This is a genomic window from Flavimobilis sp. BM9 (genome assembly GCF_058313055.1).
The window spans coordinates 260,171-281,177 of sequence record NZ_JBZEMO010000005.1 but is presented as its reverse complement, the minus strand read 5'-3'; the positions used below and the strand labels follow the sequence as shown (position 1 = coordinate 281,177).

Here is a 21,007-nt window from a genome sequence, read left to right as displayed (position 1 = left end):
ATGTCGGGTGCCCGGGGAGTTGGGGTGTGCCACGCTTGACGCATGGCACACACGTCACCAGCAACGACAGGCGGCGCCGCGCCGCGAGCCACCACGGTGCTCGTCGTCGAGGACGAGTCGACGATCGCGACCGCGATCGCGCAGCGTCTGACGGCGGAGGGGTGGAAGGTCGAGGTCGCTCGCGACGGCCTGACCGCCGTGAGCGCCGCCGAGCGGCTGCGCCCCGACGCCGTCGTGCTCGACGTCATGCTCCCGGGCATCGACGGGCTCGAGGTGTGCCGCCGGCTCCAGGCGGAGAACCCGGTCCCTGTCCTCATGCTCACGGCGCGCGACGACGAGACCGACATGCTCGTGGGCCTGGGCGTCGGCGCCGACGACTACATGACGAAGCCGTTCTCGATGCGTGAGCTCGTCGCGCGGCTCAAGGCGCTCCTGCGGCGCGTCGACCGTGCCGCGCAGGCGGCGGCGACGCCGTCGAGCGAGCCGCCGATCGTCGCGGGCGACGTCGTGATCGACCGCGCCCAGCGGCGCGTCATGCGCGCCGGCGAGGAGGTGCACCTCACTCCGACCGAGTTCGAGCTCCTCGTGATGCTCGCGAGCACCCCGCGCACGGTGCTCACCCGCGAGCGGCTGCTCGCCGAGGTGTGGGACTGGGCTGACGCGAGCGGCACGCGCACGGTGGACTCCCACATCAAGGCGGTGCGCCGCAAGCTCGGTCCGGAGCTGATCCGTACCGTCCACGGCGTCGGGTACGCCTTCGAGCCTCCGACCCCGCCCGACGACGCTGCAGGCGCCTGAGCACGTGGACCAGCCCCGGCACGGGTCGCTCCCGCGTCCGCACCTTCCCGACGTGCGCCCGCTCGACCGGTTCCGTTCGCTCAAGATCAAGCTGGGCGTCCTCGTCGTCGCGACGAACTTCCTGTCCGTCCTCGTGACGTGGACCGGCCTGCAGATCGGGTTCGGGCCGACCCGCACGTTCCCGTTCGCGATCGTCCTGTCGATCGCGATGACGTGGTTGCTCGCCAAGGGCATGACCTCTCCCCTGCGGGAGATGCGCAGCGCGGCCCGCGCGATGGCCGACGGTGACTACACGCGCCGCGTGAGGGCGACGAGCCGCGACGAGGTGGGGCAGCTCGCGGCGACGTTCAACTCGATGGCGGAGGACCTCGCGACGGGCGACCTCCAGCGTCGCGAGCTGATCGCGAACGTGTCCCACGAGCTGCGCACGCCCGTCGCTGCGCTCCAGGCGCAGCTCGAGAACCTGGTCGACGGCGTGACTCCCGCGACGCCTGCGGCCCTCGGCTCGGCGTTGCACCAGACGGAGCGGCTCACGCGTCTCGTGACGTACCTGCTGGACCTCTCGCGGATCGAGGCGGGTGCGACGGACCTGCGCCCGACGCAGGTCAACCTGCAGGACTTCCTGGACGACGCGGTCGACGAGGTCGAGATGCTCGAGGCTGGCAAACAGCTCGAGTTCGTCGTGGACGTGCACCCTGAGAACCTCACGGTCGCGCTCGACCGTGACCGGTTCCAGCAGGTCGTGCTGAACCTTCTGCACAACGCGATCCGGCACTCCCCGTACGGGTCGACGATCCGGCTGCGCGCGCGGCGCCGCGGGGACAAGGTCCTCGTCGAGGTCGCGGACGAAGGGCCGGGTATCGCGCCGGAGGACCGGGAGCGGATCTTCGCGCGCTTCGTGCACGGCACGTCGCCGGTGCAGGTCGGGCCGGGGACGTCTGGCGGCGGCACGGGGATCGGGCTGGCGATCGTGCGGTGGGCCGTGGCGCTGCACGGCGGGCACGTCGAGGTCGTGGACTCCGAGCGTGGCGCGACGTTCCGGGTGACGCTCCCGGCACCGCAGCCCGGCGTTCGTGGGCTCGGCCGTCCGGCGTCGGGCCCCACGCCGGCGGTCCCTGCAACTGAGGGGACGCCGCGGGTCGACGCGGCGTCGCGCGAGGAGGACGAGCTCGATCCCGACGTGCGGGGTACGGCTCCGACGGCGGTCACGCCACCTACCTCAGGCGGCGCGTAAGTTCTAGTTGATCTAGAACTATTGGGGGAAGTAGGGTGAGGACATGACCCCAGGAACCCCCATCACCGTCCACGGCCTGACCCGCCGGTTCGGCCAGGTGCTCGCCGTCGACGACCTCAGCTTCGACGTCGCCCCTGGCCGCGTCACCGGCTTCCTCGGGCCGAACGGCGCAGGCAAGACGACGACGCTCCGGATGATCCTCGGCCTCGCCCGGCCCGACGCGGGGACCGCGACGATCGGCGGCCGCGCCTACGCGGACATCCCCCAGCCCGCCCGCGAGGTCGGCGCCGTCCTCGAGGCCTCGAGCTTCCACCCCGGACGCACCGCGATGCAGCACCTCCTCCTGTTCGCACCGGCCGCAGGGGCGTCTCGGGCGCGGTGCGACGAGCTGCTCGGCCTCGTCGGGCTGACCGAGGCCGCCGACCGTCGCGTCGGGGGCTTCTCGCTCGGCATGCGCCAGCGCCTCGGGCTCGCGACCGCCCTCCTCGGCGACCCGCAGGTCCTCATCCTCGACGAGCCGACCAACGGCCTCGACCCCGGCGGCATCGCCTGGCTGCGGTCCTTCCTGCGCGGCTTCGCGGCCGACGGCCGCACCGTCCTCGTGTCGAGCCACGTCCTGTCCGAGGTCCAGCAGTCGGTCGACGACGTCGTCGTCATCGCGCGCGGCCGCATGGTCCACGCCTCGCCGCTCGCGGCGCTCGCCGACCTCGCGACCCCTGCGGTCCACGTGACGAGCCCCGACGCCGCGGGCCTCGCCCGGCTCGTCGCAGCCCACGGCTGGGCAGCCACCCCGACCGCACCGGCCGACGAGACCCGCGCGAGCATCACGCTCGTCGGTACGACGATGAGCGCCGTCGGCGCCGCCGCCCACGCAGCACACCTCGAGCTTCACGAGCTGCGAGGCGAGTCCCCGGGCCTCGAGGACGTCTTCCTGAGCCTCGTCGGCGAGGCTCCCCCGCTCCAGCGCCACGCCGCCGCGCCGACGACCGACCAGGAGGGCCGCTCATGAGCACCGCCGTCAGCACCGAGATGCGCAAGTTCTTCTCGACCCGGCTCTGGTGGGTCCTGCTCCTCATCATGGCGGGCTACATGGCGTTCCTCGCCGCGGTCCTCGCCTTCTCGATCACGGCGACGCCGCAAGAGTTCCAGGGCGAAAAGATCGACGTCGTCCGCTCGATCTACACGGTCGCGACGTCGCTCGGGTACGTCTTCCCGGCGATCGTCGGGACGCTCGCGGTGACGAGCGAGTTCCGGCACCGCACGATCGTGCCGACCCTTCTCGCGGACCCGAGCCGGACGCGCCTGCTCGCCGCGAAGATGATCGCCGCCGTGCCGATCGGCCTCCTCTTCGGCATCGTCGGCACGGTCGCCTGCCTCGGCGCGGGCGCTGGCGCGTTCGCTCTCGGCGACGTCGACCCGCTGCTCGGCTCGCCCGAGGTGTGGCGGTCTGCGGCGCTGTCGGTCGCCGCGCTGACCGTGTGGTCGGTCGTCGGTGTCGGTCTCGGCGCGATGCTGCCGAACCAGGTCGCGTCGCTCGTGACGCTCCTCGCGTTCACGCAGTTCGTCGAACCGGTCGCCCGCATGGCGCTGCCTGCCGTGCTCGATGACGCCGGTTCGCGCGTCGCGTCCTTCCTCCCCGGCGCGGCGGGCGAGGCGATGACGGGTGCGAGCCTCTTCAACGCCCTGTCCATGGGCGGGATCCTCGAGTGGTGGCAGGGCGCGCTCGTCCTCGTCGGCTATGCGCTCCTGTTCGCCGTGGTCGGCCGCGTGACGACCTTCCGGCGCGACGTCGGCTGACCTGCGCGAGGACGGCGGCCCGACGGGTGCGGGCCGCCGTCCCCCAGCGTCACGACGATGGGTGTCGAGGCACACACCACACCTGGGAGTGATGTTCGTCACACTAGCGTGGCGCCCCTACCGTTTGATGGCAATTCGTCAGACCTCTTTGGGTGCCTGACGGCCACCTCCTTGCCCGTCGTTTGCCATCCCCGGGGCGGGGCACGACGATGCCGGGAGCACCTGGGTCCAACGGCCTGATCCGAGCCCCCAGGGAGGCTCTAGCACCGTAGGGTTGAGGTGGTCGAGGAACCCGATCACATCACCAAGATCACGAACATCGTGTGAAAGAGGCGAGCGCCGAGTGGCCCCGAACGCTGAATCAAAGCCGATCAGCCCCGCGAACGCGTCCTTCGGGGCGAACGAGTGGCTCGTCGACGAGCTCTACGAGCAGTACCTCAAGGACAAGAACTCCGTCGACGCTGCGTGGTGGGACTTCTTCGCCGACTACAAGCCGGCCGAGACCGACGACGACGCCGCGAGGCTCGCAGCGCAGCCCGCCGACGCCGCGAAGCCCGCAGCGGAGCCCGCCGCCGCGCAGGCCACGCCCGCTGCGGCTCCGGCCGCCCCGGCTCCCGCACCGCGCGCCGCCGCCGCCCAGCCGACGCCGAAGGCCACGCCGCCCGTCGCTCCCGCGCCGGCAGCGCCCGGCGGCCACGGCACGCACACGCCGCCACCCGCCGTCATCGCGCAGCCACCGACCGCCGTCTACGCGCAGAAGCCCGCGACCCGCACCGACGCCGCCGTCGCCGGCGGCACCGAGAACGTCGAGAAGCTCCGCGGCCCCGCCGCGCGCGTCGTCAAGAACATGGAGGCGAGCCTCGAGGTCCCCACGGCGACCTCGGTGCGTGCGGTCCCGGCCAAGCTCATGGTCGACAACCGCATCGTCATCAACAACCACCTCGCCCGCGGGCGCGGCGGCAAGATCTCCTTCACGCACATCATCGGCTTCGCGCTCGTCGAGTCCCTCGCCGAGATGCCCGCGATGAACGCCGCCTACACGCTCGTCGACGGCAAGCCGAGCGTCCACCACCCGGCGGACGTCAACCTCGGCCTCGCGATCGACCTGCCCAAGCCGGACGGCACGCGCCAGCTCCTGGTCCCGGCGATCAAGGCCGCGCAGGCGATGGACTTCGCTCAGTTCTGGGCCGCCTACGAGGACGTCGTGCGCCGTGCACGCGGCGGCAAGCTCGCCGTCGAGGACTTCGCGGGCGTCACCATCTCCCTGACCAACCCCGGCACGATCGGCACGGTGCACTCCGTGCCGCGCCTCATGCAGGGCCAGGGCGCGATCATCGGCGTCGGCGCGATGGACTACCCGGCCGAGTTCCAGGGCGCGTCCCCCGAGCGCCTCTCGCGCATGGGCATCTCGAAGGTCCTGACAGTCACCTCGACCTACGACCACCGCATCATCCAGGGCGCGCACTCGGGCGAGTTCCTCCGGATCCTCGCCAACAAGCTCCTCGGCCTCGACGGCCTGTACGACCGCATCTTCGCGGCTCTGCGCGTCCCGTACGAGCCCGTGCGCTGGGTCCAGGACAACACGGTCGACGACGACGTGGAGGCAGCCAAGCCCGCCCGCATCGCCGAGCTGATCCACTCGTTCCGCTCGCGCGGCCACCTCATGGCCGACACCGACCCCCTCGCGTACCGCGTGCGCCGGCACCCGGACCTCGACGTCCAGACGCACGACCTCACGCTGTGGGACCTCGACCGCACCTTCCCCACGGGCGGGTTCGGCGGCAAGCCGAAGGACACGCTGCGCAACATCCTCGGCCTCCTGCGCGACTCGTACTGCCGCTCGATCGGTTCCGAGTACATGCACCTCGCCGACCGCACGCAGCGCAAGTGGCTCCAGGCGCGCCTCGAGGCCGGCTACGAGCGCACCCCGCGCGAGGAGCAGCTGCGCATCCTGCGCCGCCTCAACTCCGCGGAGGCGTTCGAGACGTTCCTGCAGACGAAGTTCGTCGGCCAGAAGCGCTTCTCGCTCGAAGGCGGCGAGTCGGTCATCGCGCTGCTCGACGCCGTCCTCAACAAGGCCGCCAAGAGCGGACTCGACGAGGTCTGCATCGGCATGGCTCACCGCGGCCGCCTCAACGTCCTCGCGAACATCGCGGGCAAGAGCTACGCGCAGATCTTCGCCGAGTTCGAGGGCAACCTCGACCCGCGCACCGTCCAGGGCTCCGGCGACGTGAAGTACCACCTCGGCACCGAGGGCACGTTCACGTCAGAGACGGGAGAGCAGACGAGCGTCTACATCGCTGCGAACCCGTCCCACCTCGAGGCTGTCGACGGCGTCCTCGAGGGCGTCGTCCGCGCCAAGCAGGACCGCATCGACCTCGGTGGCGACGGCTTCTCCGTGCTGCCGATCCTCATCCACGGAGACGCGGCCTTCGCGGGCCAGGGAGTCGTCACCGAGACGCTCAACCTCGCGGGGCTGCGCGGGTACCGCACCGGCGGCACGATCCACGTCATCATCAACAACCAGGTCGGCTTCACGACCGGCCCGGCGTCGTCGCGCTCGACGCTCTACCCGACCGACGTCGCGAAGGGCCTCCAGGTCCCGATCTTCCACGTCAACGGCGACGACCCCGAGGCTGTCGTCCGCGTGGCCGAGCTCGCGTTCGCGTTCCGCGAGGAGTTCGACCGCGACGTCATCATCGACGTCGTCTGCTACCGCCGCCGCGGCCACAACGAGGGTGACGACCCCTCGATGACGCAGCCGCTCATGTACAACCTCATCGAGGCGAAGCGCTCCGTGCGCAAGATCTACACGGAGAACCTCGTCGCCCGCGGCGACATCACGCTCGAGGAGGCCGAGCAGGTCCTCCAGGACTTCCAGTCGCAGCTCGAGCGCGTCTTCACCGAGACCAAGGAGGGCGGCTTCATGCCGCCCACCGACACCGAGTCGGTCCGCGGCCTCGAGCGCCCCGAGTCGCAGCGCGAAGACGCCGGCACGATGGTCGGCTGGCAGACGGCGGTCCCGTCGTCGATCGTCGAGCTCATCGGCCGCTCGCACGTCAACCCGCCCGAGGGGTTCACGGTCCACCCCAAGCTCAAGCAGCTGCTCGCCAAGCGGGAGCAGATGTCCCGCGAGGGAGGCATCGACTGGGGCTTCGGCGAGCTGCTCGCGTTCGGCTCCCTCCTCGTCGAGGGCACACCGGTGCGTCTCGCCGGCCAGGACTCCCGTCGCGGCACGTTCGTGCAGCGCCACGCCGTCATGCACGACCGCGAGACGGGCGCCGAGTGGACCCCGCTGCTCTACCTCACGGGCGACCAGGCGAAGTTCTGGGTCTACGACTCCTCGCTGAGCGAGTACGCGGCCCTCGCGTTCGAGTACGGCTACTCCGTCGAGCGCCCGGACGCGCTCGTGCTGTGGGAGGCGCAGTTCGGCGACTTCGTCAACGGCGCACAGACCGTCATCGACGAGTTCATCTCCTCCTCCGAGCAGAAGTGGGGCCAGCGCTCGTCGCTCGTCATGCTGCTCCCGCACGGCTACGAGGGCCAGGGACCCGACCACTCGTCGGCTCGCATCGAGCGCTTCCTGCAGCTCGCCGCGCAGGACAACATGTTCATCGCGCAGCCGTCGACGCCCTCGTCGCACTTCCACCTGCTGCGCCGCCAGGCGTACTTCCGGCCGCGCCGCCCGCTCGTGGTGTTCACGCCCAAGCAGCTGCTCCGGCTCAAGGCTGCGGCTTCGCCCGTCGAGGAGTTCACGACGGGCTCGTTCCAGCCGGTCATCGGCGACGCCGAGGCTGCCGCGCGCGGTGGCGTCGACCGCGTCATCCTCTGCTCGGGTCGCGTCTACTACGACATCCTCGCGCGCCGCACGAAGCTCGAGGACGACCGCACGGCGATCGTGCGCGTCGAGCAGCTGTTCCCGCTCGAGGGCGACGCCCTGCGTGAGGCGCTCGCGCCGTTCGGGGACGCCGAGGTCGTCTGGGTCCAGGACGAGCCCGAGAACCAGGGCCCGTGGCCGTTCATGCACGTGCACGCCACCCGTGAGCTCGGCCGCGAGATCCGGGTCGTCTCCCGGCCCGCGTCCGCGTCGCCGTCGGCCGGCACGTCCAAGAAGCACCTGCGCCAGCAGGAGGACCTGCTCACCGCAGCCTTCGCCCGCTGACAGCTCCAAGCACGCGCAAGACACGGAGGGCCGCCCAGACCGGGCGGCCCTCCGTGTCGTGTCAGCGCTGCGAGATGCTCACCAGCGGTCGTGCACGTCAGCCCGGATGAGCCGGTCGTAGACGTCGTGGACCGCGGCGTCGAACGACGTCGGCAGCGGTCCGAGCTCGCCCGCCGCAGCGTTCGCGCGCACCTGCTCGGGCGAACGCCCGCCCGGGATGACCGTCGTGATGCCTGCCTGCTCCGTCAGCCACGCGATCGACGCCTGCGCGAGCGTCATCCCTGCGGGCACCGCAGCCGCGAGCTCCTGCGCTGCGGCCACCCCGCGTGCGTAGTCGACGCCCGCGAAAGTCTCGCCGACGTCGAACGCCTCCCCGTGCCGGTTGTACGTGCGGTGGTCGTCCGCGGCGAACGTCGTGTCGAGCGTGTACCGGCCCGAGAGCAGCCCCGACGCGAGAGGGACCCGCGCGATGATCGACACGCCGCGCTCGGCTGCCGCCGGGATCACGTCGTCGAGCGGCGCGAGCCGGAACGCGTTGACGATGATCTGGATGCTCGCCAGGCCCGGACGCTCGAGCGCGCGCAGCGCCTCGCTGCGCTTCTCGACGCTCACGCCGTACTGCTTGATGACCCCCTCATCGACGAGGGTGTCGAGCGCGTCGAACACCTCGTCGTCCTCGAACACGGCGGACGGCGGGCAGTGCAGCTGCACGAGGTCCAGGCGCTCGACGCCGAGGTTCCGACGTGAGCGGTCCGTCCACCCGCGAAACGCCTCGAGGTTGTACGCCTCGGGCACCTGGTCGACCCGGCGGCCCATCTTCGTCGCGACGAAGAGGTCCAGCCCAGGGTTCTCCTCGAGGTAGGACCCGATGATCTGCTCGGACCTCCCGTCGCCGTACACGTCCGCGGTGTCGAGGAAGGTCACGCCCGCCCCCACCGCGGCGTCGATCACCGCGTGGGCGTCAGCCTCGCTGACCTCGCCCCAGTCCGCACCCAGCTGCCACGTCCCGAGCCCGACGCACGACACCGTGCGTCCGTCGCTCCATCGCTTCATGTCCATCGCCCCAGCCTAGCCATCGAAACCCCGGCGTGTTGCCCTTCCGCGTGAGCGACGTGGCGGACAATGGGCAGGATGCACCACCAGAGGAACGAGGACACGTGAGCGGGCAGGAAGTGCGGATCTGCGTCGTCGGCGACGAGCTGGCGGCAGGCACCGGAGACCCCAAGGCCCTCGGCTGGGTCGGCCGCGTCGTCGCGCGCACCCAGGCGCCCGGGACGCTCTCGCACCACGTGCTCGCCGTGCCCGGCGAGACCACGACAGCGCTCAGCGCACGCTGGGAGGGCGAGGTCGACCGGCGGCTCGCCCACTCCCCCGACGTCGACGACCGCCTCGTCGTCGCGCTCGGACGGCACGACGTCGCAGCAGGCCTCTCCGTCGCGCGCAGCCGCCTCAACCTCGCGAACATCCTCGACGTCGCCGAGTCCCGCAACCTGCCCACCCTCGTCGTCGGGCCTCCGCCGGGCGCACACACGGACAACGCGCGCCTCGGCGAGCTCTCCCGCGCGTTCGCCGACGTGACCCACCGCCGCCGCGTCACCTACGTCGAGACGTTCGCCCCCCTCGAGACGCACGACCAGTGGCACGCCGACCTCGCGACGCGGGGCGACGACCTGCCCGCGCAGGCCGGGTACGGCCTCATGGCGTGGCTCGTGCTGCACTCCGGCTGGCACGGCTGGCTCGGCGTCCCCGACGCCGTCGCCTGACCGTCAGGACCGAGGGCCCTGCGGCCCGTCCCCCGGGGGCGGGCCGCAGGGCACGGCCAGCGGCACAGCCGCCGTCAGACCTGCATGCCAGCCGCGCGCAGGGCCAGGGTGAGGTCCTGAGGCTTCGACGCCGTCTGGAGCGCCTCGTCGTACGAGATGCGTCCTTCGAGGACGAGCCCGCCCAGGTGCTGGTCGAACGTCTGCATCTTGTAGTACTCGCCCTCGGCGATGAGGTCCGTGAGCGGCGGGTTGTCGAGCGGCGCCACGATCGCCTCCGCCGTGCGCCCCGTGTTCACGAGCACCTCGACCGCCGGGCAGCGGCCGTCGTCGACCGTGCGGACCAGGCGCTGCGAGACGATCCCGCGCAGCGTCTGCGCCAGGGCGTTGCGCACCTGCGTCTGCTCGTGCGGCGGGAAGAAGTCCACGACGCGGTTGATCGACTCCTGCGCGTCGAGCGTGTGCAGCGTCGACAGCACGAGGTGACCGGTCTCCGCGGCCTGCAGGGCTGCGCGCACGGTGTCGATGTCTCGCATCTCACCGACCAGGATCACGTCGGGGTCCTGGCGCATCGCAGCGCGCAGCGCGGTCGCGAACGTCCGGGTGTCCTGACGCACCTCACGCTGCGAGATGATCGCCTTCTTGTCCTCGTGGAGGACCTCGATCGGGTCCTCGATCGTGATGATGTTGACCTCGCGGTACGTGTTGATGAGGTCGACCATCGCCGCGAGCGACGTCGTCTTGCCCGACCCGGTCGGGCCCGTGACGAGCACGAGGCCGCGCGGCTCGAGGGCGAGGTCGCCCACGACGGGCGGCAGGCCCAGCTCGGCGATCGACGACGACACGACCGAGACCAGACGGAACACCATCGCCGTCGTGCCGCGGGCCTGGTAGGCGTTGACACGGAAGCGGCCGACGCCGGCGACCGAGTACGCGAAGTCCGCCTCGTGGGTGCGCTCGAAGTCCTCGACCAGGTCGGCCGGGAGGACCTCGTAGAGCATGTGGTCCGTGTCCACCGGCTCGAGCGTCGGGACCTGCAGACGGCGCAGACGGCCGTCGACGCGCACGCGCGGCGCCGAACCGACCTTGCAGTGCAGGTCGGACGCCCCGGCCTTGACGACGGCGTGCAGCAGGGGGATCACGGACTGAGGCGTAGCGTTCACGTCAGAGGTATCGGAACGATCCCCCGCGGACTTGACCCCGCGCCACCGACTGCAGGGTCGAAACCCCCAAGTTTCCCCGAGGCGCGCAGGTGTGGGATCATGGTGGGCGCGTGAGCCGAGAGCGTGCGCGGACCTCTGGTCCGGTGGCGCCCTGTGCCACGACCCCGGACCCGCACGATCGACAGGAGTCACCATGAGCAAGCGCGGACGCAAGCGTCGCAGCCGCAAGGGCAACGCCGCCAACCACGGCCGTCGTCCCAACGCCTGAGCAGGCGCACACGACATCGCCGGTTCGTCCGGCGCACACGAAGGGCCTCGGTGCTGCGCACCGAGGCCCTTCGTGCATGTCAGAGGCGCCCCCGAACGGGACGCGCCCGCGCTCAGCCCTCCAGCCGCCAGACCGCCATCTGCGTGCGCACGCGCACACGCAGCGCCTCCGGGGCGCGCTCGCAGCACGAACGCTTCACGATCACACGGATGATCTCCTCGACCTCCAGGTCAGCGAGGCCAGGCAGCGCACCCGCGACGTTGTGCCGCAGGTCCCGCGCGTCGTCGGGCGACATCGGGGAGCTCAGGAACTCCTCGACGTGACCGATGACCTCAGCGCACTCGTCCTGGTCCAGCGCAGGCGCGCCCGGGACCTCAGGCTGCTCGTCGCCGGGGCTCCCGCGGAAGGGATCGGTGTTCATGACTCGTCCTTCGTCGTGCGCGCCGGGAGGAGACCCCGGTCCGCTGCGTACTCGGCCAGCAGGTCGCGCAGCTGTGCGCGGCCGCGGTGCAGCCGCGACATCACGGTGCCGATCGGGGTACCCATGATCTGCGCGATCTCCTTGTAGGGGAACCCCTCGACGTCGGCGAGGTACACCGCGATGCGGCGATCCTCCGGGAGTGCCGCGAGCGCCTCCTTGACGTCAGAGTCCGGGAGCGCGTCGAGCGCCTCGACCTCCGCGGACCGCAGCCCGGTCGACGTGTGCGACGCCGCGCGGGCGATCTGCCAGTCTTCGATCTCGTCGGTCGCGGCCTTCTGCGGCTCGCGCTGCTTCTTGCGATACCCGTTGATGAACGTGTTCGTCAGGATCCGGTAGAGCCACGCCTTGAGGTTCGTGTCCGGCCGGTACTGGTGGAACGCCGCGAACGCCTTCGTGAACGTCTCCTGGACCAGGTCCTCGGCATCCGTCGGGTTGCGCGTCATGCGCAGCGCAGCCGCGTAGAGGGGGTCGAGGAACTCGAGAGCGTCGCGCTCGAACCGCAGGCGCCTCTCGACGTCTGTCTCTGTCTGCGGCGCGCGGTCCGTGTCTTCAGTCATCACCGACGAGCCTAGCCCGGACAGGGCGGTACGGGCTCGCGGGGCGGGCGGTGCTTGGCAGGTCACAACGGGAGGAACACGCTCCGGCGCGCGATCATTCCCGGCGCCGCGCAAGGCCGACCGACGTCCCGGGCGATACGGTGGGAGGAAAAGCCCGGTCGAAGGAGATCCCGATGCTGGTCCGCCGCGTTGCCCGTCCCCTGCTCGCGTCCTGGTACCTCGTCACGGGGGTCGACGCGGTCCGCAAGCCCGCACCCCACGTGGACGCCGCCCGTCCCCTCGCCGACAAGGTCGCGAGCGCCGCCGGTCTGCGCCGCACGCTGACCGATCGCGAGCTGAAGATCGCGGTGCGCGTGCACGGCGTCGCGACGGCCGTCGCCGCGGCGAACCTCGCGGTCGGCCGAGCCCCACGCTCGAGCGGGCTCGCGCTCGCCGCGCTCACGGCGCCGCTCGCCGTCGTCCACCAGCCGTGGACCGGCCGCCACCTCGACCCTGAGAAGGTCACGCCCTTCGCCCAGTCGCTCGGCGCCCTCGGCGCAGCCCTCCTCGCGGGCGCCGACACCGCCGGCAGCCCGTCGTTCGGTTGGCGCGTCCGCCAGGCACGCGGCAACCTGGCCGCCCAGGCGTCGGAAGCAGTCGACACCGTCGTCTCGTCCGCGAGCTCGACGGGCAAGCGCCTCGGCCGCAAGGCCTCGATCGGCTGACAAGAACAGGGCAGGACGGACGCACCCCGATACCCTGGAGCCATGACGTCACCCTCGCTCGGCTCTCCCGTGCGCCCCACCCCCGGCGACACGTGGGCAGCGCCCACCGCGGTCGGGACGCTCCACGCGACCGTCGACGTCCCCGGCTCGAAGTCCCTCACGAACAGGCACCTCGTCGTCGCGGCCCTCGCCGACGGACCCTCGACGATCTCGGGGGCCCTGCGCAGCCGCGACACCGACCTCATGGCCGACGCTCTGCGCGCCCTCGGCGCCCGCATCGAGACAGACGGCGCGGCGAGCTCCCTGCGCGTGACGCCCGGCCCGATCACCGGGCCCGCGACCATCCGGTGCGGCCTCGCCGGCACCGTCATGCGCTTCCTCCCGGCAGTCGCCGCGCTCGCTGACGGCGACGTCCGGTTCGACGGCGACGAGGCCGCTCGCCTGCGGCCCATGGGGCCTGTGCTCGCGGGGCTGCGCTCGCTCGGCGTCGAGGTCACCGACGACGACGGCGGCCGCCCGAGCACCCTCCCCTTCACGGTCGCGGGGCACGGCGGCGTCGTCGGCGGAGCCGTCGACCTCGACGCGAGCGCGTCGAGCCAGTTCGTCTCCGGCCTGCTGCTCGCGGCCGCCCGGTTCGACCGCGGCCTCCAGGTGCGGCACGTCGGACCGACCCTCCCGAGCCTGCCCCACATCGAGATGACCGTCGCCGTCCTGCGCGACGCCGGGGTCAAGATCGACGACTCGCGGCCCGCCATCTGGATCGTCGAGCCCGGACCGATCGCCGCGCGCGACGTCCGCATGGAGCCCGACCTGTCCAACGCCGCCGTCTTCCTCGCGTCCGCGCTCGTCGCCGGCGGCTCCGTCTCGGTCCCCGGCTGGCCCACCGAGACCACCCAGGCCGGCGCGCTGGCCCCCGAGCTGCTCGCCGCGATGGGCGGCAAGGTCCGCCAGCGCGGCGACGTCATGACGGTCACGGGCGACGGCACGATCCACGGCATCGACGTCGACCTCCATACCGCTGGCGAGCTCACGCCGACGATCGCGGCGCTCGCCGCCCTCGCCGACTCCCCCAGCCGCCTGCGGGGCATCAGCCACCTGCGAGGCCACGAGACCGACCGCCTCACCGCGCTCGCGACCGAGATCACGCGCCTCGGCGGGCGCTGCGAGCAGACGTCGGACGGCGTCGTCATCGCGCCCGCGCCGCTGCACGGCGCCGTCGTCGACACCTACCAGGACCACCGCATGGCGATGGCCGCCGCCCTCGTCGGACTGCGCGTCCCGGGCGTCCAGGTCCGCGACGTCGGGACGACCGCCAAGACCCTCCCCGAGTTCCCGACGATGTGGGCGCGCATGATCGGCAGCGCCGGCACCCCGGGCGGGGCGACCGCGTGAGCGCCCGCTACCGCGACGAGTCCGACTTCAAGTCGCGCCCCAGCAAGCGCGGCAGCCGTCCCCGCAGCAAGCAGCGGCCCGCCCACGAGGAGGCGCAGACGGCGTTCGTCACGGGCGTCGACCGTGGCCGCTACACGCTCCTCGTCGACGAGGGCCTGCCGGACGAGCGCGTCATCATCGCGATGAAGGCACGCGAGCTCGGGCGGTCGCGCGTCGTGTGCGGCGACCGCGTGGACGTCGTCGGCGACATCTCGGGCGACGACGGCGCGCTCTGCCGCATCGTGCGCATCACCGAGCGCGCGTCGGTCCTGCGGCGCACGGCCGACGACACGGACCCGTACGAGCGCATCATCGTCGCGAACGCGCACCAGCTCGTCATCGTGACCGCGCTCGCCGATCCCGAGCCGCGGCCCCGCATGATCGACCGCTGCGTCGTCGCCGCCTACGACGCGGGCATGCGTGTCCTGCTCTGCCTCACGAAGGCGGACCTCGCCGACCCCGAGCCGCTCGCCGCGCTCTACCGGCCCCTCGGGGTCGAGGTCGTCGTCTCGCGGCGCGGCGAGGACGGCGCGATGCTCGACGCCGACTCGGTCGAGCGGGTGCGCGCCGAGCTCGTGGGCCGCACGAGCGTGTTCGTCGGCCACTCCGGCGTCGGGAAGTCCACCCTGGTCAACGCCCTGGTGCCGGACGCGCACCGCGCCACCGGTCACGTCAACGCCGTCACCGGCCGCGGACGGCAGACCTCCACGTCCGCCGTGGCGCTGCGCCTGCCCGGGCAGGCCGGCTGGGTCATCGACACCCCGGGCGTGCGTTCGTTCGGCCTCGCCCATGTCGAGCCGAGCACGATCCTCGCCGCGTTCGAGGACCTCGCCGAGGTGGCCGAGCAGTGCCCGCGCGGCTGCACGCACCTCGACGGCGCACCCGACTGCGAGCTCGACGCGTGGGCCGCCGAGGACCCGGAGGCCGCCCCGGCGCGCGCCGCGCGCCTCGAGTCGTTCCGCCGCGTCATGAGCGCACGCACCGAGCCTGCGGGACGCGGCGACTGACACCGGCTGGGAGTAGGCCCGGTGCGCGCCGCGCCGCGGACGTGGGACCTGCACGGACGGCGCGGACGCTAGCGTGGAGGCCATGACCCTCCAGGAGTCCTACGACGACGACCTCCGCCTCGCGCACGTCATGGCTGACCAGGTCGACTCGCTGACGATGTCGCGCTTCAAGGCGCTCGACCTGCACGTCGAGACGAAGCCGGACCACACTCCCGTCTCCGACGCGGACCGTGCCGCGGAGGAGCAGATCCGGGGACAGCTCGCCCGCGCGCGCGGCCGCGACGCGTTCCTCGGCGAGGAGTCCGGGGCGACGGGCCACGGGGCCCGGCAGTGGGTCGTCGACCCGATCGACGGGACGAAGAACTTCGTGCGCGGCGTCCCCGTCTGGGCGACGCTCATCGCGCTCCTCCACGACGGCGTCCCGGTCGTCGGGCTCGTGAGCGCCCCGGCGCTCGGGCGCCGCTGGTGGGCGGCGCGCGGGACGGGCGCGTGGACCGGCCGGAGCCTGAGCAGCGCGACGCGGATCCGCGTGTCCGGAGTCCGCGACCTCGCGGACGCGTCGTTCTCGTACTCGAGCCTGACAGGCTGGGACGAGCGCGGTGCGCTCCCCGGCCTGCTGGAGCTGTCCGACACGGTCTGGCGCACGCGCGCCTACGGCGACTTCTGGTCGTACATGCTCGTCGCCGAGGGTGCGGTCGACGCGGCCGCCGAGCCGGAGCTCGCGCTGCACGACATGGCGGCGCTCGTCCCGATCGTGACGGAGGCCGGTGGGCGGTTCACGTCGCTCGCGGGTGAGGACGGGCCGTTCGGGGGCGATGCGATCGCGTCGAACGGTCTGCTGCACGACGAGGTCCGCAGCTACCTCCACCGGCCGTGAGCCGGCGCAGCTGACCGAGGGTCGCAGCGCGTCAGCCGCGCGCGACGAGGCCCGGCAGCTCGCTCGCGTCGTACCAGAGCAGGTCGCGTTCGACGAGCCGCTCGACGGCGGCGTCGTCGCCCGCGAGGGTCGCCTCGACGTCAGCCACGGCGTCGGTCTCGTCGATGTGACCGCACACGACGACCGCGCCCGGGACGGGCACCACGATGTCGACGGCCGAGGGCGAGATGACGGTCGCGTCGCCTGCCGCGGCCACGACCGCGTCGTCGGGGACCTCGACCGTCAGCACGAGCCGGCGGCGGTCGGCGGTCGGCGAGGCCGCGATGAGCGCGAGCGTGTCGTCGGCAGCAGCGAGGTGCGCCGAGTACTCGAGCCCTTCCTCGTCCTCGTCGGGAAGGGCGGCCGCGAGCGCGGCCGTCACGGCGTGCGCGCCGCGCGGCTCGAGATCGAGCGAGGCGGGGCGCCTGGTCGACACTGCGAGGGCGGTGAGCTCGTCGAGCGTCGCCGGGAGGTAGATCCGCATGGGCTCAGTCAACCACCGCACCCGCTCGCACGGCGGCACGCTCGCCGGTCTGGCTGCGCCGCAGGCGCGCCATCAAGCCCGGGCGTCCTGCCTGGCCGGAGCCCCCTGGTGCGGGCTCCGCTGTCACGCGCGCCTCGTCCGTCGCTGCAGGGGTCAGCCCGAGGGCGCCGGCGAGCTCGACGACAGCCCTGCGTGCGGCCGAGCCCGGCGCCTCCTCCGCGAGGACGCGTCCCGCGAGGAGCGCAGCGTCGACGGACGCACCATCCTCGGGCACGATCACGTCGGGCGTCGTGCCGGCGAAGCGCTCGAGAGCGTCGCGGAGCACGGCCGCCGGGCGACCACCGGCGACCGTCCCTCGGGCGCGGTTGAGGACGACGACGCGGCGGGCACGCTCAGCGACGCCCGCCTCCCGGAGGTCGTCGAGGGCCACGACCAGCCGCTGCACCGCGACCGGGTCGCAGCCCGCGACGACCACCACCACGTCAGCGGCCGCGAGCGCGGCGAAGGTCGCGGCGTTGCGCTGGGGCGCACGGGTGTCGTAGACGAGCGTCTCGTCCTGCTCGAGCGACGCCGCGCAGTCCACGACGACGACGTCCGCGACCTGCCGTGCGGCCGCCCAGATGGTCGGAAGGGTCGACGCAGGCACCTCGCCCCATCGAGCGGCACGCCCGATCCCCGTGAGGACCCGGAGCTGTGGCAGGACGACGGGAGCGAGCGAGGCGAGAGCGTGCGCCGTGAGGCGGCCCTGGGTCGCGGCCCGGGCGGCCAGCACGAGCCCGGACGACTCGTCGAGCAGAGCGAGGTGCTGCGCGACGGCCGGGGCGTGCGTGTCCGCATCGATCAGCAGCACCTCCGGGACAGCGACCTCCCGGGCACCGCGGGCGCGGACCGCGGGCGGCCGCGCGAGCTCGGCCGCGAGGTTGACGGCGAGCGTCGTCCGCCCCGGCGCTCCCGGAGGACCCCAGACGGCGACGAGCACGCCGTCCCGAGGTGGCGGAGGCGCGTCCGGGACGCCTTCGAACGTTCCGGGCTCGCGAACGCCCGCTCGGTCCGCGCCCTCGCCGTCCCGGCCATCGCGTCCGGCCGGGACGCCGCCCGGTCCGGCGGCCTGCGCCGCGAGGACGAGAGCGGTGAGCGCCTCGGCGTCGAAGGGCGGGCGGACGACGCCGTCGACGCCGAGAGCGCGGGCTACGTCCTCCTCGTCCGGCGAGGCGCCGTCGAGCACGGCGAGGACGACGAGGCCGTCGGCGTGCAGCCGCGTGACGGCCTCGAGGTCGAGGCGGTCCTGAGCGGGCCTGTCCACGCTCACGAGCGCGACGTGACCGCACCCGGCCTCGGCGACGGCGAGCAGCTCTGCGAGATCGCCGCAGCGTCGGACGAGCCGGGCCGGGCCGCGGCGTGCGGAGAGCGCCTCCGCGACCGCGGTCTCGCTCGGACCGAGGACAGCCCCGATCACCTCGCACGGTTCACCCGGTCTCATCGGGCGGCGCCCGGCACAGCGACCGGGGTGACCTGGCCAGGTCCGGCAAGAGCGGCGAGCACGGTCGGCAGGTCACCCGCCGGGACAAGGACGTGCACGACAGCCCCCGCCGAGACCGAGAGGGAAGAACCGCCGCGATCCACCTCGGCGACCTCGACCCCCGTGACGAGAGGTGCGGGCGCGACGGCGCCGTCGGTCTGCTCGGGCACGTGCCACAGGTCGACCCAGCTGCCCGCGACGACGGCGGTCGACAGGTGCGGGCCGGCGGGAACAGCCACAGGGCGGACCCCGACGGCTGCGGCGTCGCCGAGCGCCGACCTCGGGATCAGCTCGCCCGCACCCACACCGCGCAGCACGACCGTCCCGTCCTCGAGCGCGTCGGCGCCGACGTAGAGCGACGCCGTCGCGTCGTCTGCGACCTCGACGAGCTGTACGTCGCCCTCGACGAGCGTCGTGCCCGGGGTGAGCTCTCGTGCCGCGGCATGGACGGTCACCGTCGTCCGGGCGCCGTCGACGACCGCGATGCCGAGCCCGACGGACGCGGCGACGAGCACGACCCCCAGCACGAGCCTCGGGTCGCGCCATCCCGGTCGGCGCAGCCGCGACGCGACCGGTGCGGGCAGCGTCTCCCTGGTCCCTGTGAGCACCCCTGTCATCTCCCCTGCTCCTTGCCTCTCGTGTGCGACCCGGACCCCGTGCCGGTCGCCCCCGGCGGACATCCTGGCGCGGATCGCGCGTCCGCGCGCGTCGAGCGTCCTTCCTGTGGAGATCCGCGTCCTTGCACGCCAGCGTGGTTTGATGGGGCCATGAGCCCGCGATTCATGACTCTCGCCGACGTGGCCGAGCAGCTGGCCATCAAGTCCGACCAGGCGTACGCGCTCGTGCGCTCGGGCGAGCTCCCGGCGATCCAGATCGGCGGACGCAACCAGTGGCGCGTCGAGGTCGATGAGCTCGAGAAGTTCATCGAGCGGAAGTACACCGAGGCCCGGCAGGCCCGCGAGAAGTCCCGCGCCTGACCGTCGGGGCGCTCAGGCGCCCTAGGCAGACTCGGCGACCGAGGCGATCGCGCTGAACGGCACCGTAGTGCCGTGCGTCTCGCGCGCTCCGCGCTCTCCCCAGCCGTAGGCGGGGACGACATCGAGGTGGTCGGAGCCCACCCTGTCGACCCGGCCGACGCAGCTGCCGCTGCGGGTGCGCACCTCGACGACGACCCGGTCCCGCGCGAGCCGGCGCATCACGTGCGCGAGAGTGAGCCTGGAGGCGACGTCCTCTCGCGGCGCCGTCGTCCGGCGTCCCAGCCCGCCGACCGTCTCGATGGCGGACGTCGGCACGACCACGGCACGTGTGCTCGCGCCCGTTGCGGTCTCGAGGAGGACCCACTGGTCCGCGACCTGGGCGACCACACCCGTGACGGACGCGCCGTCGTGGGTGCGGATCACGAGGCTCGCCCCTGACCCCGCCCTGAGCCGGTCGACGAGAGCGACGCCGGCCTCCTCCGCACGCACGAGCTCGGCGACGGCGTCCGCCCGCTCCTGCGCTGCGGCGTTGTCCATGCGGGCGTCGAGGTCAGCGAACAGTCGGGTCCAGCGCACGTCGACACCCTAGCGCGCCAGTTACCGCGCGCGACTTGTCCCCATCAGCCCGTTCCGGTGGACAGAGCGCAGATCGTCAGGTGTGATGTAGCCACATCAAATCCCGTCAAACCGCATCGAACGCGATCGAGGCGGCCCGAGGAGGGTCCTTTGCCCGCACCATGCTGGGGCCGAGCTACGCTCGGCCCCGCCGAAGACCATCGAGCCACCACCAGGCACGCCACCGGCAGCTCACACGCTCTCGTGCTCGCCCTCCTGACGGTGCTCAGCCTCGGGACAGCCGTCGCGCTCGGCACCGCCTGCCTCCCGCTCGCACAGGACGCGACACAGCGGATCGACGCCGCGGTCGGCGCGGCCGTGCTCGCGGCCGGCGCCTGCGCCGCAGCATGGACCACGGCGTGGCTCGGCCTCACGCTCGCCTGCGTCGTCGCGGCGCGTGCGGGACGGCGACGGGACACCCTCGAACGGACGGCCCTGCGCATCGCACCAGCGGTCGCACGGCGCTTCGTGGCCGCCGCGCTCGGTGCGAGCATCGCCGTCGGCGCCCTGCCCGCCCATGCCTCCGACGCGGTGCCCGTCGCCGACGTCGGCTGGCAGGTCAGCAGCGCCGCCCCCTCAGCCACCTCCAGCGGGACCCACCTCCCGTCCGGGACGCCCGACGCTGCAGGCCCCGGGACGACAGCCCCGCAGCGCGCCGACGTCACGGCGCAGTCCTCGGCCGCAGCACGCAGGTCGACTCCCAGCGCGCCCCGCGCCCGTGCGTCGACCGCGGCGACGCAGGACGCGACGACTCCCCAGGAACAGGCGCGGCCCGAGGGCAGTCAGGCGCGCAAGGACGCACCGGTCACGGGCCAGACGCAACCGTCGACGCGAGCCACGACGAGCCCCGGCCGCGAGACCGTCACCGTGCGGTCGGGCGACACGCTCTGGGCGCTGGCGGCCGGGGCGCTCGGGTCGGCAGCGACCGACGCGCAGATCGCCCACGAGTGGCCCCGCTGGCACGACGCCAACCGCAACCTCCTCGGCGACGATCCGCACCTCATCCGGCCGGGCGACGTCCTCACCGTGCCGACCCACGAGCCCACGACAACCACCCCCACCACGACCGACGCCGCGCGCGGCTGACAGAGGAGTCACGATGACCGTCACGACCACACCCCACGTGCGCACAGC

The 21,007-nt window shown here is 72.8% G+C and carries 21 protein-coding genes; 13 read left to right on the top strand and 8 right to left on the bottom strand.

What is annotated here, in order from left to right; genetic code table 11:
* The first annotated feature begins 42 nt into the window (after positions 1-42).
* From AC4F3Q_RS10850 to AC4F3Q_RS10830, 5 genes are all read left to right on the top strand, one after another.
* Positions 43-798 carry a response regulator transcription factor gene (locus AC4F3Q_RS10850; protein ID WP_491039972.1) on the top strand — a complete coding sequence of 252 codons (756 nt, stop codon included), beginning with the start codon at positions 43-45 and terminating at the stop codon, positions 796-798.
* 4 nt (positions 799-802) lie between these two features.
* Entirely contained in the window at positions 803-2,032 is a 1,230-nt protein-coding gene (locus AC4F3Q_RS10845; protein WP_491039971.1) for a HAMP domain-containing sensor histidine kinase, read from the top strand.
* Positions 2,033-2,075: 43 nt separating this feature from the next.
* A complete protein-coding gene (locus tag AC4F3Q_RS10840) occupies positions 2,076-3,041 on the top strand; it encodes an ABC transporter ATP-binding protein (RefSeq protein ID WP_491039970.1) in 966 nt (321 codons plus the stop codon).
* The gene (locus AC4F3Q_RS10835; protein ID WP_491039969.1) at positions 3,038-3,829 is read left to right on the top strand and encodes an ABC transporter permease; all 792 of its coding nucleotides are present in this window, start codon (positions 3,038-3,040) and stop codon (positions 3,827-3,829) included. Before AC4F3Q_RS10840 ends, AC4F3Q_RS10835 begins: the two co-directional genes overlap by 4 nt.
* A 343-nt stretch (positions 3,830-4,172) precedes the next feature.
* Positions 4,173-7,991 (top strand): multifunctional oxoglutarate decarboxylase/oxoglutarate dehydrogenase thiamine pyrophosphate-binding subunit/dihydrolipoyllysine-residue succinyltransferase subunit, encoded by a 3,819-nt coding sequence (locus AC4F3Q_RS10830; protein WP_491039968.1) that lies wholly within the window; start codon positions 4,173-4,175, stop codon positions 7,989-7,991.
* Between the two features lie 78 nt (positions 7,992-8,069).
* Here the strand turns inward: AC4F3Q_RS10830 and AC4F3Q_RS10825 are convergent, their stop codons facing one another.
* Positions 8,070-9,050, bottom strand: a complete 981-nt coding sequence (locus AC4F3Q_RS10825; RefSeq protein ID WP_491039967.1) for an aldo/keto reductase — start codon at positions 9,048-9,050, stop codon at positions 8,070-8,072.
* Positions 9,051-9,148: 98 nt separating this feature from the next.
* Between AC4F3Q_RS10825 and AC4F3Q_RS10820 the strand changes: the two genes are divergently transcribed.
* On the top strand, positions 9,149-9,754 hold the full coding sequence (locus AC4F3Q_RS10820; RefSeq protein WP_491039966.1) for a GDSL-type esterase/lipase family protein: 606 nt from the start codon (positions 9,149-9,151) through the stop codon (positions 9,752-9,754).
* Between the two features lie 74 nt (positions 9,755-9,828).
* Here the strand turns inward: AC4F3Q_RS10820 and AC4F3Q_RS10815 are convergent, their stop codons facing one another.
* On the bottom strand, positions 9,829-10,914 hold the full coding sequence (locus AC4F3Q_RS10815; RefSeq protein ID WP_491039965.1) for a type IV pilus twitching motility protein PilT: 1,086 nt from the start codon (positions 10,912-10,914) through the stop codon (positions 9,829-9,831).
* A gap of 193 nt (positions 10,915-11,107) precedes the next feature.
* On the opposite strand from AC4F3Q_RS10815, the gene AC4F3Q_RS10810 reads away from it, so the two are divergent.
* Positions 11,108-11,182, top strand: coding sequence for a 50S ribosomal protein bL37 (locus tag AC4F3Q_RS10810; RefSeq protein WP_098459088.1), 75 nt, complete (start codon positions 11,108-11,110; stop codon positions 11,180-11,182).
* A gap of 112 nt (positions 11,183-11,294) precedes the next feature.
* On the opposite strand, the gene AC4F3Q_RS10805 is transcribed toward AC4F3Q_RS10810, so the two are convergent.
* Both AC4F3Q_RS10805 and AC4F3Q_RS10800 read right to left on the bottom strand, forming a co-directional pair.
* On the bottom strand, positions 11,295-11,603 hold the full coding sequence (locus tag AC4F3Q_RS10805; protein ID WP_491039964.1) for a mycothiol system anti-sigma-R factor: 309 nt from the start codon (positions 11,601-11,603) through the stop codon (positions 11,295-11,297).
* A complete protein-coding gene (locus AC4F3Q_RS10800) occupies positions 11,600-12,286 on the bottom strand; it encodes a sigma-70 family RNA polymerase sigma factor (RefSeq protein WP_434060856.1) in 687 nt (228 codons plus the stop codon). Before AC4F3Q_RS10800 ends, AC4F3Q_RS10805 begins: the two co-directional genes overlap by 4 nt.
* A 107-nt stretch (positions 12,287-12,393) precedes the next feature.
* On the opposite strand from AC4F3Q_RS10800, the gene AC4F3Q_RS10795 reads away from it, so the two are divergent.
* The 4 genes from AC4F3Q_RS10795 (at position 12,394) to AC4F3Q_RS10780 (ending at position 16,239) form a co-directional block, all read left to right on the top strand.
* Positions 12,394-12,924, top strand: coding sequence for a hypothetical protein (locus tag AC4F3Q_RS10795; RefSeq protein WP_491039963.1), 531 nt, complete (start codon positions 12,394-12,396; stop codon positions 12,922-12,924).
* 42 nt (positions 12,925-12,966) lie between these two features.
* On the top strand, positions 12,967-14,316 hold the full coding sequence (aroA, locus tag AC4F3Q_RS10790) for a 3-phosphoshikimate 1-carboxyvinyltransferase (RefSeq protein WP_168447827.1): 1,350 nt from the start codon (positions 12,967-12,969) through the stop codon (positions 14,314-14,316).
* Positions 14,313-15,362, top strand: a complete 1,050-nt coding sequence (rsgA, locus tag AC4F3Q_RS10785) for a ribosome small subunit-dependent GTPase A (protein ID WP_491039962.1) — start codon at positions 14,313-14,315, stop codon at positions 15,360-15,362. Before aroA ends, rsgA begins: the two co-directional genes overlap by 4 nt.
* A gap of 82 nt (positions 15,363-15,444) precedes the next feature.
* Positions 15,445-16,239 carry an inositol monophosphatase family protein gene (locus AC4F3Q_RS10780; RefSeq protein ID WP_168447825.1) on the top strand — a complete coding sequence of 265 codons (795 nt, stop codon included), beginning with the start codon at positions 15,445-15,447 and terminating at the stop codon, positions 16,237-16,239.
* Positions 16,240-16,270: 31 nt separating this feature from the next.
* Here AC4F3Q_RS10780 and AC4F3Q_RS10775 read toward each other — a convergent pair whose 3' ends face one another.
* Genes AC4F3Q_RS10775 through AC4F3Q_RS10765 form a run of 3 tightly spaced genes read right to left on the bottom strand, consistent with a single transcriptional unit; the run spans position 16,271 to position 18,898 of the window.
* Complete coding sequence (locus AC4F3Q_RS10775; RefSeq protein WP_491039961.1) at positions 16,271-16,762, bottom strand: DUF6912 family protein; 492 nt, start codon at positions 16,760-16,762, stop codon at positions 16,271-16,273.
* 4 nt (positions 16,763-16,766) lie between these two features.
* On the bottom strand, positions 16,767-18,218 hold the full coding sequence (locus AC4F3Q_RS10770) for a CpaE/TadZ family protein (protein ID WP_491039960.1): 1,452 nt from the start codon (positions 18,216-18,218) through the stop codon (positions 16,767-16,769).
* Between the two features lie 20 nt (positions 18,219-18,238).
* Positions 18,239-18,898, bottom strand: coding sequence for a CpaB family protein (locus tag AC4F3Q_RS10765; RefSeq protein ID WP_491039959.1), 660 nt, complete (start codon positions 18,896-18,898; stop codon positions 18,239-18,241).
* 150 nt (positions 18,899-19,048) lie between these two features.
* Here AC4F3Q_RS10765 and AC4F3Q_RS10760 point away from each other — a divergent pair, with 150 nt between their 5' ends.
* Complete coding sequence (locus AC4F3Q_RS10760) at positions 19,049-19,258, top strand: helix-turn-helix domain-containing protein (protein ID WP_491039958.1); 210 nt, start codon at positions 19,049-19,051, stop codon at positions 19,256-19,258.
* A 21-nt stretch (positions 19,259-19,279) separates the two neighbouring features.
* Here AC4F3Q_RS10760 and AC4F3Q_RS10755 read toward each other — a convergent pair whose 3' ends face one another.
* Entirely contained in the window at positions 19,280-19,834 is a 555-nt protein-coding gene (locus AC4F3Q_RS10755) for a hypothetical protein (protein ID WP_491039957.1), read from the bottom strand.
* Positions 19,835-20,077: 243 nt separating this feature from the next.
* On the opposite strand from AC4F3Q_RS10755, the gene AC4F3Q_RS10750 reads away from it, so the two are divergent.
* Positions 20,078-20,959: a LysM peptidoglycan-binding domain-containing protein gene (locus AC4F3Q_RS10750; protein WP_491039956.1), complete on the top strand. Its 882-nt coding sequence runs from the start codon at positions 20,078-20,080 to the stop codon at positions 20,957-20,959.
* The last annotated feature ends 48 nt before the right edge of the window (positions 20,960-21,007 follow it).

Excerpts from the sequence above, each read along its gene's own strand:
- AC4F3Q_RS10850 (WP_491039972.1), top strand. The coding sequence starts at position 43 with ATGGCACACACGTCACCAGCAACGACAGGCGGCGCCGCGCCGCGAGCC.
- AC4F3Q_RS10840 (WP_491039970.1), top strand. The coding sequence starts at position 2,076 with ATGACCCCAGGAACCCCCATCACCGTCCACGGCCTGACCCGCCGGTTC.
- AC4F3Q_RS10835 (WP_491039969.1), top strand. The coding sequence starts at position 3,038 with ATGAGCACCGCCGTCAGCACCGAGATGCGCAAGTTCTTCTCGACCCGG.
- AC4F3Q_RS10825 (WP_491039967.1), bottom strand. The coding sequence starts at position 9,050 with ATGGACATGAAGCGATGGAGCGACGGACGCACGGTGTCGTGCGTCGGG.
- AC4F3Q_RS10805 (WP_491039964.1), bottom strand. The coding sequence starts at position 11,603 with ATGAACACCGATCCCTTCCGCGGGAGCCCCGGCGACGAGCAGCCTGAG.
- AC4F3Q_RS10795 (WP_491039963.1), top strand. The coding sequence starts at position 12,394 with ATGCTGGTCCGCCGCGTTGCCCGTCCCCTGCTCGCGTCCTGGTACCTC.
- aroA (WP_168447827.1), top strand. The coding sequence starts at position 12,967 with ATGACGTCACCCTCGCTCGGCTCTCCCGTGCGCCCCACCCCCGGCGAC.
- AC4F3Q_RS10780 (WP_168447825.1), top strand. The coding sequence starts at position 15,445 with ATGACCCTCCAGGAGTCCTACGACGACGACCTCCGCCTCGCGCACGTC.
- AC4F3Q_RS10775 (WP_491039961.1), bottom strand. The coding sequence starts at position 16,762 with ATGCGGATCTACCTCCCGGCGACGCTCGACGAGCTCACCGCCCTCGCA.
- AC4F3Q_RS10765 (WP_491039959.1), bottom strand. The coding sequence starts at position 18,898 with ATGACAGGGGTGCTCACAGGGACCAGGGAGACGCTGCCCGCACCGGTC.
- AC4F3Q_RS10760 (WP_491039958.1), top strand. The coding sequence starts at position 19,049 with ATGAGCCCGCGATTCATGACTCTCGCCGACGTGGCCGAGCAGCTGGCC.